The sequence below is a fragment of the Pseudomonas sihuiensis genome (assembly GCF_900106015.1).
In the GTDB taxonomy this organism is placed as follows: domain Bacteria; phylum Pseudomonadota; class Gammaproteobacteria; order Pseudomonadales; family Pseudomonadaceae; genus Aquipseudomonas; species Aquipseudomonas sihuiensis.
On the sequence record NZ_LT629797.1, the window covers coordinates 1313668 to 1331212 of the forward strand.

The window sequence follows — 17545 nt, forward strand, 5'->3', positions numbered from 1 at the left end:
GCGTGGCTTGCCCGGGGTTGTAAAGCTATAGCTCCTGCGGTGCGCGAACCTTCTGTGTACGCTGCCTTCGCATCAGCCAGTAGGCGGCCGGCAAAACCAGCATGGACATCAGTGGCGCGGTAATCATGCCGCCGACCATGGGCGCGGCGATGCGCTTCATCACCTCGGAACCGGCACCACCGCCCCAGAGGATCGGCAGCAGGCCGGCGATGATCACGGCCACCGTCATCACCTTAGGCCGCACGCGCAGCACTGCGCCTTCACGAATTGCCTCCAGTAGTGCCGGGTCACCACTGCGCCCGGCATCCATACGTGCATGCCAGGCATTCTTCAGGTACAGCAGCATGATCACCCCAAATTCCGCCGAGACGCCGGCCAAGGCGATAAAGCCGACCCCAGTGGCAACCGACAGGTTGAAGCCGAACCAGTAGAGCAGCCAGATGCCGCCCGATAGGGCGAAGGGCAGGGTGGCCATGATCAGTAGGGCCTCACCGAAGCGGCTGAAGGTCAGGTAAAGCAGCACGAAGATGATCAACAAGGTCGCCGGTACCACCCAGGCCAGCCGTGCATTGGCGCGCTCCAGGAACTCGAACTGACCGGAGTAGGAGACGGTCATGCCAGCATCGAGTTGTACCTGCTCAGCTACGCGTTGCTGCAACTCGCGCACGGTCGATGCCAGGTCGCGCCCACGTACATCGACATACACCCAACCGGACAGACGCCCGTTCTCGCTGCGCAGCATTGGTGGCCCTTCGGTCAGACTAACCTGGGCGACGGTGCCCAAGGTGATCTGCTGGCCGGCTTGCGTGAGGATCGGCATACGCCGTAGTGCCTGCGGACTGTCTCGCCACTCCTTGGGATAGCGCAGGTTGATCGGGAAGCGGGCCAGTCCTTCAACCGTCTCACCAATATTGCTGCCGCCGATGGCGCCCGATACCACCGCCTGCACATCGGCGATGCTCAGGCCATAGCGCGCCGCGGCCAGTCGATCGATCTGGATGTCCACGTAACGGCCGCCAGTAAGGCGTTCTGCCAAGGCCGAACTCACCCCAGGCACCTCTTTGGCCACGGCCTCGATATCGCGCGTTATGCGCTCGATGTCGACCAAGGAGGTTCCGGACACTTTCACCCCAATGGGGCTCTTGATCCCCGTCGCCAGCATGTCGATGCGGTTGCGGATGGGCGGCACCCAGATATTGGACAGCCCCGGAACTTTTACCGCGCGATCCAGTTCCTCGATCAGCTTTTCGGGTGTCATCCCCGCGCGCCATTGATCGCGTGGTTTGAACTGCACCGTGGTCTCGAACATTTCCAGCGGTGCTGGATCGGTGGCGGTCTCTGCTCGCCCGGCCTTGCCGAATACCCGTGCCACTTCGGGCACCGTGAGGATCATCCGGTTGGTTTGCTGCAGCAGCTGGGTGGCCTTGCTGGCCGGCAAGCCGGGCAGGGCTGATGGCATGTACAACAGATCGCCTTCGTCCATGGGCGGCAGGAACTCTCCTCCGAGTCTGCTGAGGGGCCACAGACTGGACACAAAGACCAGCACGGCCAGCGCCAAGGTCACCTTGGGCCAGGCCAGCACCCACTCCAGCACCGGCCGGTATGCGCCGATCAGCCAGCGGTTCAAGGGGTTTTGCTGTTCGCTGGGGATATGCCCACGAATCCAGTAGCCCATCAGCACCGGTACCAGGGTGACCGAGAGGCCGGCGGCGGCGGCCATGGCATAGGTCTTGGTGAATGCCAGCGGGCCAAACAGGCGACCCTCCTGGGCCTCCAGGGTAAATACCGGGAGGAACGATAGGGTGATGATCAGCAGGCTGAAGAACAGCGCCGGTCCGACTTCGGCTGCGGCTTCGCCGATCACTCGCCAGTGCGCCTCGCCTTGGAGCGGCTCATTGGGGTGCCGAGCCTTCCAGGCCTCGATGTGCTTGTGCGCGTTCTCGATCATCACCACGGCGGCATCGACCATGGCGCCGATGGCGATTGCGATCCCGCCCAGCGACATGATGTTGGCATTGACGCCCTGGTAGCGCATGACGATGAAGGCCATCAGGATGCCCAGGGGCAGGGTGATGATCGCGACCAGCGACGAGCGCAGGTGCCAGAGGAAGATCAGGCAAACCAGGGCAACCACCGCGAACTCTTCCAGCAGCTTGTAGCTGAGGTTATCGATGGCGCGGTCGATCAATTGCGAACGGTCATAGGTGGTGACCACCTCGACGCCGGCCGGCAAGCTGCCCTTCAGGCTGTCCAGCTTGGTCTTCACCGCGGCGATGGCATCGCGGGCATTCTTTCCGGAGCGCAGGATGACCACGCCGCCTACCACTTCACCCTGGCCATCCAGCTCGGCAATGCCACGACGCATCTCTGGCCCCAGCTGAATGGTGGCCACCTGACCCAGCAGCACCGGAACTCCGCTGGCCGAAGCCCGCAGCGGCACATTGCGGAAATCCGCCAGGCTCTCTAGATAGCCTGAAGCCCGCACCATGTACTCGCGCTCTGCCAGCTCCAGGATGGCGCCGCCGGTTTCCTGATTGGCGCTCTTCAGCGCCGCTTCGACCTCCTGCTGAGTTACCCCATAAGCCACCAGCTTCTGCGGATCGAGCAGCACTTGGTATTGCTTGACCATGCCGCCGAGGGTGGCCACTTCGGCTACGTTGGGCAGGCTCTTGAGTTCGTACTTGAGGAACCAGTCCTGCAGTGCCCGCAGCTGGGCAAGATCATGCTGGCCGCTGCGGTCGACCAAGGCGTACTGGTAGATCCAGCCCACGCCGGTGGCATCCGGCCCAAGGGTGGTGGTAACACCCTCGGGCAGGCGTTCCTGCGCCTGGTTGAGGTACTCCAGCACCCGCGAGCGCGCCCAGTAGAGGTCGGTGTCGTCCTCGAACAGCACGTAGACGAAGGAGTCGCCGAAGAACGAGTAGCCGCGCACCGTCTTCGCCCCCGGTACCGAGAGCATCGTTGTGGCCAGTGGGTAGGTCACCTGGTTCTCGACGATCTGCGGTGCCTGTCCGGGAAAGCTGGTTCTGATGATGACCTGGGTGTCAGATAGGTCCGGCAGTGCATCCAACGGCGTGTTGCGCAGCGACCAGAGGCCCAGGGCGGTGATGAACAGGGTGGCCAGCAGTACCAGGAAGCGGTTGCCGATCGACCAATGGATCAGGCGCGCGATCATGGCTGGTCTCCTTCCTTGCGGAGCTGCTCGATCAGCAGGCCGGAGTTTGTCTGACGTGCGGCGATGCGTACGTGATCTCCTGGCTTAAGTCCCACAGCTACTTCGGAGCTGACCAGAGGAAAAGCCATGGTCATACCTGGCATATTCAGGCTCTCGAAGGAGCCATGCTCCAGGGTGACTTGTTTCCCGTCCAGTGCGCGAATAACGCCGTGAGACACATGCAGCCCCTCCGTGCTGTCCTGTTCTGCATTGCCGGCCAGGATGCCCTGCAGGCTGGCTTCCGAATCGATGAGGAACTGGCCGGAGGTAACGACCGCCTGACCTTCCTCAAGACCGGAAAACACCTCCAGACGCCCATCGGCCTCGCGGCCCAAGGTGATTTCCTGGGGGCGGTAGCGTCCGTCGCCTTCGGCCAGCATCACCAATGCACGCTTGCCGGTGCGAATCACGGCTTCACTCGGCACAAGAAGCGTGGATTGTTCGACGGCACTGTTCAGGCGTACGGCGGCGAACATGCCGGGGCGCAACTTACCGGCAGGGTTGGGTAGCTCGCTGCGTACCGTGAGCGTGCGCGTTTGCGGATCGGCACTCGGCAGCAAGGCTATGACGCGGCCCAGCAGCGGTCGATCAGGAAAGGCCGTCAGGTTGGCGCGGATCTCGTCCCCGACCTGGATACTTCCGGCCATGGCCTCGGGTATCGCCGCATCGAGCCAGACACTGGACAGCCCGTTGATCAACGCCAGATCCTGCCCGGCTTCAACGGTCATCCCGGCGCGTACCTGCAAGGCTTGGAGCTCGCCGCTGATAGGTGTGGTGAGGGTTTGCACTGCCCGCGGTTTGCCGCTGCGGCGAACCTGCTCTATCAACGCTTGTGGCATGCCGAGCAGGCGGAGGCGCTCTTGGGCCGCAGTGATCAAGCGGGCGTCACCGGTACGCAGTACCGCGAGGAACTCCAACTGCGCGGCGGACCACTCGGGAATCAGCAGGTCGACCAGGGGTGTTCCAGCTGGCAGTACATCGCCAGGGGCACGCCCGTAAACCCGCTCGACGAATCCGCCAGCGCGGGCCTGGAGGTTCGCTACCTCTCGCTGGTTATAGGCCAGGGAGCCGACCACCTCGATATCCGAGGGCAGTACACCGCGGATCACCGTCGAGGTTCGCATTCCGAGGTTCTGCACGGCTTGAGCGGGGACGCTCAGGACAGACGGATCTTGCTCGGATCCTGCGTATTTAGGGACAAGCTCCATATCCATGAAAGGTGACTTGCCCGGTTTATCGAAGCGCTGCTCAGGCTGCATCGGGTCGTACCAATAGAGCACCTTGCGCTCGTCCGTCGGTGCGGAGCTAGGCAGTAGCTCGTGTTTGGCTTGCCGCTGGGCCAGCCAGTAGCCACCGCCCGCCGCGCCAATGCCCACGGTCAGCACGGCGACCGCAAAACCAAATGTCGATATCTTCATTTCAGGCCCTCCACATAGGCGTAGTACAGGCTTGCGGAGAGCTGGCTCAACTTGCGCTGCTGTTCAATCTGCCGCAGTTGCGCATCAATCAGGTCGCGCTGGGCAGTAATAACGGATGTGAGCTGGCTGTTACCGGCTTGGTAGGCGGCCAGTTCGAGATCGGCACGTTTGCTTGCAAGCGGGATCAAGGTTTTTTCGGTGCGTGACAAGGTCCTGCGCAGTTGCTCAAGCTCGGCAATACCGCCTTCCAGCTCAGCCTGATGGGCGCGCAGTAATGCTTCCTGCTCGGCTTCCATCTGCGACACGCTTTGTTGTCTGGCGTTGATCTTGGGCCCCTGACGTGTGCCTACGAACAACGGCAGGTCGAAGGTAAATTGCACCATCACCATATCGCCGAACTGGTTGTCGCGATTGTTGTAGGCAAACTCAACACCCCAGTCGGGGGTCTTCTCGGCGATGGCCTCGTTCAGCTCGGCGCTAGCCTCGCCGACTCGGGCGGAGGCAGCGCGCAACTCAGGGTGTGAGGCAATGCGTTGCTGCAGGTGCGGTGCCACCAGGTTCAGACTGGGAACACCTCCTTGCAAAGGCTGGTCAGCCTCGTTGCCTATCCAGCGGCGCAGCTTGGCACGAGCTACTGCCACATCGCGATTCAGTTCATCTCGCCGATCTTGTAACGCCAAAGCTTCCTGGTCGGCCTGCAACAGCTCGCCAGGCTGAGCACTACCGCCGGCAATCAGCGATTGCACGGTCGAGCGGAGCATCTCGATCTGACGGTCCAGTTGATCGAAGAGGCCAACACTGCGTTCGGCGTAGTACACATCCAGCCAGCTCACTGCCGTCTGGCGCTTGATCTCCAACTGCATGGCACGCTGCTCGGCCTCGGCTCGGCCTACTGAAGCCTCGGCCAACTGGCGCCGAGCCTGACGCTTGTCACTGTTGGGGACTTCCTGCATGAACCCAATGCGGCGCATGGTCATGGAGTCACGATTAAGCGTGTAACGGTCAGGGCCTTCGATCGGCAGGTTGTCGATGCCTAGAATCAGCTTGGGATCGGGCAGGGCGTCTGCGGGCTCGACAGCCTGCTGTGCCGATGCCACCTGCGCCTGGCGCGCGAGGTTCTCAGGGGCACTCTGCTCGGCCAGAGCTTGGGCTCGTTCGAAAGTTAGGGGCTGCGCCTGCGCGGCAAGCCAGGGAGCTGCCCAGAATGCGGCAGCCAACACACCGAGAAAGCCACGGCGTGGAAAAAGGAAAGCGGACATGCTTTCGCCTCCAATGCGATTGATCGAAGTCGCGACTACGAAACGTGACCGCGACGATGCGCCTGACTGTAAGGCGCGGGATGATCACTGCATTAGACGAAACGAGGAGGGCGCCAGAGTCCTGCGGGCTCTCGCTTAATCACCGACTGGGTCAGTAATATCTCGGGGCGTGAGGGGAGAGGGGATATGCTCTTGATCACGGTGGTCTGGAGAAGTCCTCCGGTCTTGCATTCCTGGCCGGGTTTGCAAGGGGACTTCTTGGCCACCCCATCAGACTTGTCCATTTGCTCGCAGCACGGAGCATCGGCCATTGCATGGCCCTGATGATCGGCGCTCTGCATCGGGCAAGGTTGTGCCGGCATGCTGAAAGCCAAACCGCCGAAGGTCGGCAGCACGAGGCTAGCAATCATTAGCAGGATCAATCCAATCCGACGCACAGCAATTCACCAGGCGGGGCGATAGGGCGACGATAGCAGATTGCCCCGAGGCATGAGCGTTCCTTTTGACGATAACGGCACTTCGTTGATTTGGATCAAATAGAGTGTCATTCGGAGTAGGGTGCGGAAAGCAGAGGAACTATCAGGTGATTGCATCACAGAGCGCCAGCTGGCACGGCAAAGCTTGGGTATCTCCAGGTTTCGGGGTGTTTTTAGGGCAGGTAGGCAATCATGATTGGCACCGCCACATGGCTCACCAGATCACCATTGGCATCAACCACGACTTGACGGTGACTACACCTGGTAGCCACGTCACGGCCCGAGCCATTTGCATTCAAGCGGGCGTCACTCATCGAATCGAAGCAGTCGAGGTTATTTCGATTTACCTTGATGCACTTCCTGAGGAGGCACGGGCATTCACTGCCTCTACGAGCATCTTGCCTATCGATGTGCAAAGCATTTTGTCTCTGCAGACACTATTGGCAACTCCCTGTATCACCGCACAGAAAATGCGGGGAGCGGTTCGCCAATTTCTTAATCTCACCAATCTACCAATCATCGATCCACGGCTGCAACTTGTCCTGGAAGCCTTGAACGAGCCCACCAATGGCAGACAAGAACTGGCAGATCTGATGCACCTGTCGACGACTCGCTTTTCTCATTGGTTTGTTGAACAGACTGGCTTGCCATTGCGCAGCTACCGTAAGTGGCTTCGCCTAGTCGCTGCGTTACAACTCATTACTGCTGGCCAAAGTCTAACAGGGGCCGCCCATGCAGCAGGATTCTCGGATTCCGCGCACTTTTCTCGCACCTTTCGCAGCCTCTTTGGCCTCGATCCTTCTTCAGCTCTGAGCCAGGTCAGTCTCAGCAGCTGAGATCAGCTTTTTTGTTCAAGCCAGAACCCTGGGGGCAGTTTAACGTAGGGTCATCAAGAAGAGGGGCCCGCATGATGAACAATTGCTTAAGGTTCATGATCCGCTGGTTCAGCTATCCCGTCATATTTGGCGGTACGGCTGGCTGGATGATCTGGCAGCTATCCGAGGGCTTGCCATATTGGCCCAGCACAGCCCTGATTGCCGTAGTCGGAATTATTCTGGTCGCCATGCTGGAGCGTCTACAACCGTTCCGTCAGAGCTGGCTTGCCGACCACCACGATACACTGACCGATCTGCTCCACCTGATCGTGAATCTGTCCGTCATCCAGTTCACCGCTGCGGTTCTGGCTCGGCTGGGCGATTGGGTGCCTGACGCTGCGCGTACCTTCCCAACGGATTTGCCGCTGTGGTGCCAGCTACTCATCGTAGCCATGGTTTTGGATCTCAGTCTCTACGGCATGCACCGACTCAGCCACTACGTGCCGTGGCTATGGCACCTGCATGAACCCCATCACAGTGCAGAGCGACTTTACTGGATGAATGGCGAGCGTCGACATCCACTACACGCGGCGATCATGGCGGGCCCTGGACTCTTGGTGCTCTTCGCGATGGGAACACCTTCATCTCTCGTCGCAACCTGGTTTGGCATCCTGACAGTACATCTTGCATTTCAGCATTCCAATCTGGACTACTCGCTAGGCTGGATGCGTAATGTGATTAGCGTTGCTGAGACACACCGCTGGCACCACAAGCGTGAGTTTGAAGATGCTCAGGTTAACTTCGGCGAGTTCTTGCTCCTGTGGGATCACCTGTTTAGGACCTTCTACGCTGGAACAGACAAGCTCGGCGATGCCCAGGTAGGGCTACAAGAGCGTGACTCCCCAACGGCATATAGGGCTCAACTGGCAGCTCCGTTTAAGCGGATGTCCCAAGCTCGCCGGACTCGCAACACTCCTTCGGCGCGAAGCTAGCAAGAGTCCGGTAAACCAGAAGCGGGTGGGGCTGGTTGAATCCCAGACCCCATCCGTTGGTGTGGAAGCTTTGTTGGTGCATCTAGAACTCAGCCTATCAGCGCATCTCGATGCATTTCAGGCATTGCCTTCAAAAGCCCCAACGAAGTCTAAGTTGCCCTCCGGTATTGGCGCCCGTGCTGCGACCGCTGTGCATATTGAATATGCCGGAGATGCGCAGTCACCGCCTGCGTCGCGAATTCGTCACCATCTTGCTCGAGATCAAGCGCCAGGCTGGCCGCAGGATGATGGCAGTGTCCATGGTGACATTGAGGGGGTAGAGCCCTCGGGCAAGCGCGGCAGGGCTATGGGGCAGGCCATAGCCCTCTGCACTACACTGCCAATAGTGTTTAGTTCTCCACTAACGGAAGGAACTATGCTCGATTACTTTGCACTGGGTTTATTGATTTTTGTTGGGTTGGTACTGTTTTACGGGATAATTGTTATCCATGACATCCCTTGCGAAACTGCCAGGCAGCGTAACCACCCCCATCAGGATTCGATCCATGCCGCCGGCTGGGTCAATATGTTCACATTGCATCGCCTTTGGCGTCGGGGCCAGGAAGGTGTGTTGGCCGGACGGATACAATATATTCACTGGTCATGGCTATCTCAAATTTCTGCGGGAACCACTGCTCGATGAACTGAAGTTCCTGATCGAGCTCAACGCGAGCAAGCTAAAAACTGCCATGAACTCTACTCGGCTTGACGTAAATCTGGCTGCCTTGGGCTAAAAGTTCGCGGGATCTCAACAGCTGCTTTGGGCCGGAGGCGGATTGGTGACAAGCATCTATCGCCTAGGTATTGGCTAATGCATTTGAATTACTGATACTGCCAAACGGCCAGTATAGCTTTAGGGGGAGTCTAAGCGATGGCAAGGAAGCGTAGGCGCAGCAGCAAGTCCGGTGTATCTGGAGTGATGGTTCTGGGCGCCATAATGATCGGGCTGCTTGCTTCCATTCCCAAGGGGGTGTGGGTTGTCTTGGTGGGAGTAGCGATTATTGGTATGGGTGGGTGGCTGATCATCAAGGCCTTCAGCAAACCTCCAGCCGTATCCTCGCCACCGACTAAGCAGCCGCTCCGTCGAAAGGTCGATCATTCGAGCTCTTCTGATGCCCCCGCGAGCATTGGTCTGACGTTCTCCTTGGACGAGGTTTCGCCCGTAGGTGAGACGTCTGTATCAATTCAAGTCCCGGCCTCACCCCAGCAGCTTTCGGCAAAGCAGGACAGTTCTGGTTTCTTTACCGTGACACTGGAGGCCGCTCAGCGGTCTTCCCACAAAATTCCGAGTGCGCCGGCGGACCTGGCTGGTGCCAAGGTGCGCTGGCTTTCCGCTGGCGAACCCATTGAGGTTGCTGGCGAGAAGATCTCTGGCGGCTTGATCTATGTCGGTGAAGATCGAAACAGCCGCTATGGATCTTCGGAACCCTCACTGATCAACCCGAAGCTGAAGGTCGCACGGGGCATCGTTGATATTGCTGAGCGTCTCACTTCCTACTGGCCCAGTTACGACAACATCACCCCTGAGGCTCGGCGCGCATACCTCCAATGGCTATACAGTGGTCGGAAGGCTCCGCATGCCAACATTGGCTACGTGTTCCTGTTCTTCTATGGACTGGAACGCAGGGTATTCGTCGACGCGAAGACGAATCAGGCTGCCGCCGCCGAGATACCTAGCATCATTGCTGAGGTCGAAAGACTGCTCTCGATCTACGACGAGAATCATTCGTTTAATACCTACGCCAGTCGCTTCGTAGACTTCCTCCGTCAAGGCCAAGTGCTTGATCGACGCTATCAAAAGGCGCCGCCGGCACCGTTGTCTTACGGCTATGAAATGCCCATAGAGCTACGTATTGGCCTGGGCCAGTTGGCTGCTGACAAGCAACCAATGCCGGCTGACTGGGCGTTGGCCTGGGTGCTGTCTGATCACAACATTGGGAAGCGGACACCTGTAACCCGTTGTAAAGAAGTGTTCGCCCAGTTGTTCTGCATGTGCTACGAGGAACGTTATGGCCCAGGTATGGTGCTCCCTCAGAACAAGACTCGTCTGCGACTCCAATACAACACCGCTTCTGCGGGACTACCCCCTCAAGAGCTGGATGGCTTATCCGGTATTCCTGATGTCACTGCGACCAGCGCAGCTCGGAAGAAGCTGCAGCAGTTGGTTGACGAATGCACGGTGCAGTTGGAGCCCTACAGTCGTTATCTCGGTCGCAACTCCAGCACTCCTGATGCACTAGAAGGACTGTTACAGCTGCCTGTAAACCTGTGGCCGCCAACTGCTCGAACAGCGCTCGATGAGCTGAAACAACGCATCGGCGACGGTATGGTGGTCATGAGCTTCGGTGAGCTGGCAGGGCGACTGCAGAGTGCAGGTAGCCTGTCGCGAGACAAGGTTCTGACGCTCGCCCGCGCGCTGGAATCATTGCACATCGGTATCGAGCCGGATGTTCTGGCAGGCAGTCGAACACCCAAGGCAGAGGATAATGTGGCGCTCTTTGCGACCCAGGCTGAAGATGGTGATCTGCGGTCTTCGCCGGCGTATAGTGCAGCCTCTGTTACGTTGGAACTTGCCTGTGCTGTGGCGGCGGCCGATGGTGACACGTCGCCGCAGGAAATTATGCTGCTATCCCAGCATATCGACTCTTGGAGTCACCTGAGCGGTGCTCATCGGAAACGCCTGAAGGCGCACCTGCGTCTGCAGCTTAACCAGCCACCAACCCTGCAAAGCCTGAAGAAGAAACTGGAGCCCCTGGCCGAGCCGGCGAAGAGGGTTGTGGCGGCTTTTCTCGCTCACTTGGCGCAGGTCGACGGCGAGGTTAGCCCCGCAGAGGTGAAGTTGCTGGAGCGCGTCTACAAGACCCTGCAGCTGGATCCGCAATCGCTATACAGCGACCTTCATGTGGCCGCCAGTGGTAGCCCCGTTGGCTCATCGCAGACAACGCCTTCCATACCCGGAGCAACTCCGTCCAAGCCCGTTGGTGGATTTGTTCTGGACCAAGAGCGCATCGCTCAGTTGCAGCGTGAAACGGAGCAGGTATCCGCGCTGCTGGCTCAGGTTTTCGCTGATGACAAGTCTGTTGATTCGGATGAGGTCGTTGTCGAAGAGACCGTCGAGGATACTTCCTCCGTCTGTGGATTGGACGCCGATCACTCAGCCTTCCTGCGTGTACTCGTATCTCGTACCGAGTGGGCTCGCGACGAGTTGGAGGCGGTTGCAAGCGATATGGAGCTCATGCTCAATGGAGCATTGGAGCAGATCAACGACATGGCCTTCGAGCATTTCGATATGCCAGTCACCGAGGGGGAAGACCCCTTCGAAATCAACCCTGAAATCATGGACAAACTACCGCTATGAGCAGCATCAGAGCCAAGGACCGCGATGCGGTCATCCAGTCCCTGCGCGCTGGCGTCGTTCCCCGTGCCGGCCAGCACTTGATTCAGGTGGGGCGTGTCAGTGAGCTGGAGGCGCTCATCCGTGATGTGGAGCGCCTCGCGGAAAGTGGTTCCGCGTTCCGCGTAGTGATCGGTGAATATGGCGCAGGCAAGACGTTCTTCCTCAACCTGGTTCGCTCTATTGCGATGGAGCGCAAGCTCGTCACCATGCATGCGGATCTGAACCCGGATCGTCGTCTCCATGCTACTGGCGGCCAGGCTCGCTCGCTGTATGCCGAATTGGCCAAGAATATGTCCACCCGGACTAAACCTGATGGCGGTGCTCTGCAAGGAATAGTCGAGAAGTTCATTGCACAGGCCAAGACGGAAGCCAAAGCGTCCGGCAAAGACAGTGAGGCTGTGATTCGTGAGCATCTCGAGCAACTGACAGAGATGGTCAACGGCTATGACTTTGCTGATGTAATCGCGGCTTATTGCAAAGGCTTCGAAGAGGGCAACGAGCAGCTCAAGGCGGATGCTATCCGCTGGTTGCGTGGCGAGTTCACTACCAGGACAGATGCCCGCACCGCACTGGGTGTGCGAACCATCGTCGACGATGCGTCGGTCTACGATCAGCTCAAGTTGCTCGCGCGATTCGTTCGGTTGGCCGGCTTTAGCGGATTGATGGTATGTCTCGATGAGCTGGTGAACCTGTACAAGCTCTCCAACACCCAAGCTCGCAACGCTAACTACGAGCAGATTTTGCGTATCCTCAATGACTCCCTGCAGGGTTCCGCTGAGGGGCTTGGTTTTGTGTTGGGTGGTACCCCCGAGTTTCTCATGGATGCTCGCCGCGGCCTCTACAGCTATCCGGCTCTGCAGTCGCGTTTGGCGGAAAACAACTTCGCCAAGTCCGGGCTGGTAGATCTTTCCGGTCCTGTCGTACGCCTCACCAGCCTGACGCCTGAGGATTTCTACGTGCTGCTGCAGAAACTGCGTCATGTATACGCGGCAGGCGTGAGCGAGCGCTATTTGCTACCCGACGAAGCATTGCCGCTGTTTATGGCCCACTGTAATCAGCGGATGGGCGAGGCCTACTTCCGGACCCCGCGGACGACCATCACCGCATTCATCAACCTGCTAGCGGTGCTGGAGCAGAATCCGGGCGCTGATTGGCGAACCCTGCTGGGGGCCGTAGAGATTGCACCGGATCGAGGTGGTGAGACTGATACCCAGGTAGATGCGGACGATGAGCTTGCCACCTTCCAGCTCTGAGTCGGCTGGGTTCGCACTCCTTGAGCCGCGAATCCAGCGCTGGATATGGTCTGAAGGCTGGACCTCCCTACGCGATGCCCAGGAGCGCGCTATCCCTGCGCTTTTGGGCGCGGATCAGGATGTCATCATCGCGGCGGCTACAGCTGCAGGGAAAACCGAAGCCGCGTTTCTACCCATCCTTACCAATCTCCTGCAGGACACGGAAAGGCCTGGGTCGGTGCTTTACATAAGCCCACTAAAGGCTCTCATCAATGACCAGTGGGATCGTTTGGCGAGACTTTGCGATGAGCTTGAACTTCCAGTCATTGCTTGGCATGGGGATATCTCAGCGAGCCGCAAACATCGCTTCCTCAAGTCCCCGGAAGGCATTCTGCTGATCACGCCGGAGTCGCTCGAAGCTCTTTTCGTCAACAGGGGGACCAGTCTAGCGGGATTGTTTGCCAACCTACGGTACCTGGTGGTGGATGAGCTCCATGCCTTTATCGGTAGTGAGCGAGGCAAGCAGCTACAGTCACTCATGCATCGAGTGGAAACAATCCTTGATCGCCCCCTGCCCAGGGTCGGTCTCTCTGCCACGCTGGGCGACATGACGCTGGCTGCGGCCTTCTTGCGCCCGAATGCCCCCCAGCATGTGTCGGTGATCGAGTCCAAGGGGAGTGGCCAGATACTTAAGGTTCAGATCAGAGGGTATGTGGAGTCCAAGCAGGCGCTCCCGATGCAGTCTGAAGATGATGAGGTTTTTTCTCCGGACCATGCCATCGCAGAACACCTCTTTCAGGTACTGCGGGGTAGCAACAACCTGGTCTTCCCCAACAGTCGAACTCAGGTGGAGTGGTTCGCTGACAATCTGCGGCGCCGTTGCGAGCAGGATGGTGTACCGAACGAGTTCTGGCCGCATCACGGCAGCTTGGCGAAGGACATTCGAGAGGAAACCGAGAAAGCGCTGAAAGCCGGTGACCGGCCTGCCACTGCAGTTTGCACTACGACGTTGGAGCTTGGGGTAGATATCGGCAGCATCAAGACGGTGGTGCAGATCGGGGCGCCGCCATCGGTAGCCAGTTTGCGTCAGCGCTTGGGTCGATCCGGACGTCGCCCGGGAGAAGCAGCCATTCTCCGAAGTTACTGCAAGGAGCGTCAGCTAGACGATGGCTCGCTATTGTCGGATCGACTCCGCCAGGGCTTGGTGCAAAGCATTGCCATGATCAGGTTGTTGATGCAGGGCTGGTTCGAGCCCCCGCGCGTTCAGGGCCTTCATTTATCGACCTTAGTGCAGCAGTGTCTCTCAGTGATAGCTCAACGAGGGGGCGCAACAGCTGCGGAGCTTTGGAGCACCTTGATACGAAGTGGTCCGTTCGCAGGGGTGGAGCAGGGCAGCTTCCTCAGTTTGCTTCGTGCCCTCGGTGAGCGCGATTTGATAACCCAGGAAACATCAGGGCTCCTGCTGCCCGGCGTGGTGGGGGAACGCATGATCAACCACTACGACTTCTACAGTGCATTTGTCAGCAATGAAGAGTTCCGCCTGGTATGCGATGGCAAACCACTTGGAGCATTGCCCGTCTCCAGGCCACTAACCGTTGATCAGCGCATCATCTTTGCAGGACGGCGCTGGCGGGTCACGAATGTGGACACTGATGCCAAGGTCATCGTCGTGAGATCCGATCCAGGTGGTGCTCCGCCATCCTTCGATGGGCTAGGAGCCCGTGTACATGATCGGGTTCGGCAAGAGATGAAGGCCGTCTTGTTGGAGACGGACGTCTACCCCTATCTCGATGCTACGGCACAGGAACTATTGGCTCAGGCGCGTAGCGCCTTCACGGACCTTGGGCTGGCACATTCGAGCATGACCGAAAGCGGAGGCAAGACTTACCTTTTCACCTGGCAAGGCGATTGGACGAACGATGCCTTGGCTATCTTGCTGACGTACACCGGACTAGCCAGTGAGAACAGTGGGTTGGTCATTGAGGTTGAGGGGGATCGGACGTCGCTTGAAAGCAAGCTGCGCGAGATTGCCGAGTGGGATGGTATTGATGAATCCAGTGTTCTGGCGCATGTACAGAATATGGTTCAAGAGAAATGGGATTGGGTGCTTCCGCCGCCGTTACTCATGCAGTCGTACGCTACGATGCAGCTGGACTTGGGTGGAGCAAAGGCATTGGCATTGGGGCTGGTGAGCCAGCCCAAGGTGACGGCTTGACGTTTAACTTATTCACGTGATGTCTGCTTCGGCCGATTCTGTTGAAAAACTCGGTGTGCGACAGAGCTGCTTGCTCGTGGCCTGAAAAACGTACAGATCGAGCGCTTCTACGCGAAATCTAGAGCAGCTCGACCATCGCAACGATTCAGATTTCAGCCTCAGCCATGCACTTCCGGCGAAGAAAGTCGCCGAGTGAGTTTTTCAACGGAATAGGCCAGCAGCGGACAGTGAGTGGCAGCCCCGGGTAGGGCTGCCTGACGAGGCGTCAGATCACGCGTTTGATGCTGATGTAGTCGCCCTGAGTGCGCAGGGTGACGGTCACCGGTTTGCTAGTGCGATTACGCCAGAACCAACCGTGCTTGCCATCGAATGCGGCCTCCAAAACACCCGAGTCTTGCGGGGTTGAACGTCCTTTCCCATAGCCGTGGTAGAAGTCGCGCGGCGCGTTGTAAGGATCGCCGTGGGTGTCGTAGTTAACGACGCCGCCATTGGCAGTCCAGCTATAGTTCACCTTGGCACCTTGCTTCATTTCCAGCTTCACTTCGGCGCCCTGGTTCGGGCTCAAGGTGATGCTCATTTCATGCTGCAGGGCAGCCTGCTCAGGCGCAGCCGGTTGCTCCGGAGCGGGAATGACCTCGGCAGGAGTGGCCGGGGTAGTGGCAGGGGCTGCAGGTGCTGCGGCGATATTTTCAGCTGGCAGCGGAGTTGGCGTCTGAGCTGCGGCCTCATCGGCGCGGGCCTCTTCAGCCAGCTGGATCTTCACCTCACCCATCTGTGTGAGACCCAGTGCTCGGCCCACGCCAGTGGGATCGATCGCATACTCCGAAGGCATCACCACGGTAACCAGAAGCACGCAGGCAATGATTGCCGCGATGATCGTGGAGCGCAGTAGCTGTGCTGTCGAGGGGAGTTCGTTGAGGGTCGGAAGCTTGGTATTGAACATAAAAAGAATTCCTTACTGAGAGACGATCAGGCCGGTGATCTGGTAGCCCATGAGCAAGAAACCGGCGCTCATCATGGCAACGTTGGCGGTGTAGGCATGGCGCCAGAAGCTGGCAGTACGTCGCCAGTAGCCCATCAGAATGAGAATGCCGCCAAGGGCCAGTAGCTGGCCGATCTCGACACCTACGTTGAAGGCAATCAGGTTGGCGATCAGGCCATCAGGAGAAATCTCGAACTCCTGGATCTTGGTGGCCAGACCGAAACCATGAAGCAGGCCGAAGATCAGCGTTGCTGCGCGGGTATCGGGCTGGTACCCAAACCAGCGCTGGAAGGCGCCGAGGTTATCCAGGGCCTTGTACACGACCGAAAAGCCGATGATCGCGTCGATCACATACGAGCTGATGCTGATGTTGCTAAGCACTCCAAAGAGCAGAGTGATCGAATGGCCAACTGCGAACAGCGTGACGTACAGCCCTACGTCCTTCAGACGGTAGAGAAAGAAGATCACGCCGAACAGGAACAGCAGATGGTCGTAGCCGGTGATCATGTGTTTGGCACCCATGTAGATGAAGGGCACCAACATCACGCCGGTACTTTCCTGGATGAAGCCCTTGTCTCCTTCGGGAACTCCGTGGGCCAGCGCCTCAGGCATGACTGCCATCAGTAGAGCGAGGGTAAGCAAGGGCAGAAAGAGTGATCGACGCAGGCGTGCGATCAGCGCCGTTGCCCTGCTTAGGGGAAGCGAATTCATAACGATTTCCTAGGCTGTAGTGGTCTGGGGCCGCGAGGCGGCCGGTTTCAGAGCACGAACCTAGAGCGTGGTGGCCGTTCGATCAGGTAGATCGGCACTTCAGGGACAATTGCCCGCAACGAGCTGGGAGGGGTTTCCCGCTCGGGGCGTGACAGTAGTGTCAACGCCGACCCGAGATAGGGGATCTCATGGCTATGGTCAGCTGCATGTTTGTGGCTCGGGAATGCCGGCGCGTCCACGTCATGGGAATGACCATGGGACACAGCGCCAGAGTAATCCCCCGGTATCAGCGGTGCTTTGATGGCGGCCAGCGAATGCCCTACCCAGGCCAATAGCAAGGCCAGTATCAATGCGATAACGGGTTTCTTCGAGGCACTACGGCGAGCCATTTTCCTATGTCTTGCAGCTTGCAAAGGACCAACAGGGTCGTTTGACCGTATCCCCCCCAGGGGGATAGGATGCGAGCGTAAATCATCGAGGCATAGGACTCAAGGCATGAGCGATCACGAACACAGCCATGGCCACCGACACCAAAGCCACAGCGATGTCATGAAGCGCCTGAAACGCGCCGAGGGCCATCTGCGCAGCATCATCACCATGATCGAGGATGGCCGTGAGTGCGTGGATATCGCGCAGCAGCTGCATGCCGTGGAGAAGGCCGTATGCCAGGCCAAGCGCACTCTGATTCAAGATCACATCGATCACTGCCTGGAGCACACGATGGACGCCCTCGCTACTGGCGAGCGCACCTCCCTTGAAGACTTCAAGCAGATCACGAAGTACCTGTAGGTATCA

At 58.7% G+C, this 17545-nt stretch carries 11 protein-coding genes and 1 pseudogene; 7 read left to right on the plus strand and 5 right to left on the minus strand.

What is annotated here, in order from left to right; translation table 11 throughout:
• Positions 1-25: 25 nt before the first annotated feature.
• From BLT86_RS06230 to BLT86_RS06240, 3 genes are read right to left on the minus strand one after another with little or no spacing between them, the layout of a single operon-like run.
• Entirely contained in the window at positions 26-3175 is a 3150-nt protein-coding gene (locus BLT86_RS06230; protein ID WP_092375391.1) for an efflux RND transporter permease subunit, read from the minus strand.
• Entirely contained in the window at positions 3172-4632 is a 1461-nt protein-coding gene (locus tag BLT86_RS06235) for an efflux RND transporter periplasmic adaptor subunit (RefSeq protein WP_092375393.1), read from the minus strand. The genes BLT86_RS06230 and BLT86_RS06235 overlap by 4 nt, the downstream gene beginning before the upstream one ends.
• Positions 4629-5891, minus strand: a complete 1263-nt coding sequence (locus tag BLT86_RS06240) for a TolC family protein (protein ID WP_003139513.1) — start codon at positions 5889-5891, stop codon at positions 4629-4631. The genes BLT86_RS06235 and BLT86_RS06240 overlap by 4 nt, the downstream gene beginning before the upstream one ends.
• A gap of 583 nt (positions 5892-6474) precedes the next feature.
• On the opposite strand from BLT86_RS06240, the gene BLT86_RS06250 reads away from it, so the two are divergent.
• From BLT86_RS06250 to BLT86_RS06275, 6 genes and pseudogenes are all read left to right on the plus strand, one after another.
• Positions 6475-7203 (plus strand): AraC family transcriptional regulator, encoded by a 729-nt coding sequence (locus BLT86_RS06250; RefSeq protein ID WP_092375399.1) that lies wholly within the window; start codon positions 6475-6477, stop codon positions 7201-7203.
• Positions 7204-7274: 71 nt separating this feature from the next.
• Positions 7275-8174 (plus strand): sterol desaturase family protein, encoded by a 900-nt coding sequence (locus BLT86_RS06255; protein ID WP_231976581.1) that lies wholly within the window; start codon positions 7275-7277, stop codon positions 8172-8174.
• A 415-nt stretch (positions 8175-8589) separates the two neighbouring features.
• Positions 8590-8763: pseudogene (locus BLT86_RS06260) on the plus strand (DUF3302 domain-containing protein); the annotation flags it as partial.
• Between the two features lie 321 nt (positions 8764-9084).
• Positions 9085-11571 (plus strand): tellurite resistance TerB family protein, encoded by a 2487-nt coding sequence (locus tag BLT86_RS06265; RefSeq protein ID WP_092375405.1) that lies wholly within the window; start codon positions 9085-9087, stop codon positions 11569-11571.
• A complete protein-coding gene (locus BLT86_RS06270) occupies positions 11568-12863 on the plus strand; it encodes an ATP-binding protein (protein WP_092375408.1) in 1296 nt (431 codons plus the stop codon). The genes BLT86_RS06265 and BLT86_RS06270 overlap by 4 nt, the downstream gene beginning before the upstream one ends.
• On the plus strand, positions 12838-15057 hold the full coding sequence (locus BLT86_RS06275; RefSeq protein ID WP_092380330.1) for a DEAD/DEAH box helicase: 2220 nt from the start codon (positions 12838-12840) through the stop codon (positions 15055-15057). The genes BLT86_RS06270 and BLT86_RS06275 overlap by 26 nt, the downstream gene beginning before the upstream one ends.
• A 265-nt stretch (positions 15058-15322) precedes the next feature.
• Here BLT86_RS06275 and BLT86_RS06280 read toward each other — a convergent pair whose 3' ends face one another.
• Positions 15323-16000, minus strand: a complete 678-nt coding sequence (locus tag BLT86_RS06280) for a transmembrane anchor protein (protein ID WP_092375410.1) — start codon at positions 15998-16000, stop codon at positions 15323-15325.
• Between the two features lie 12 nt (positions 16001-16012).
• Entirely contained in the window at positions 16013-16750 is a 738-nt protein-coding gene (locus BLT86_RS06285) for a HupE/UreJ family protein (protein WP_033985547.1), read from the minus strand.
• Positions 16751-17245: 495 nt separating this feature from the next.
• On the opposite strand from BLT86_RS06285, the gene BLT86_RS06295 reads away from it, so the two are divergent.
• Positions 17246-17539 (plus strand): metal-sensing transcriptional repressor, encoded by a 294-nt coding sequence (locus tag BLT86_RS06295; protein WP_003246772.1) that lies wholly within the window; start codon positions 17246-17248, stop codon positions 17537-17539.
• The last annotated feature ends 6 nt before the right edge of the window (positions 17540-17545 follow it).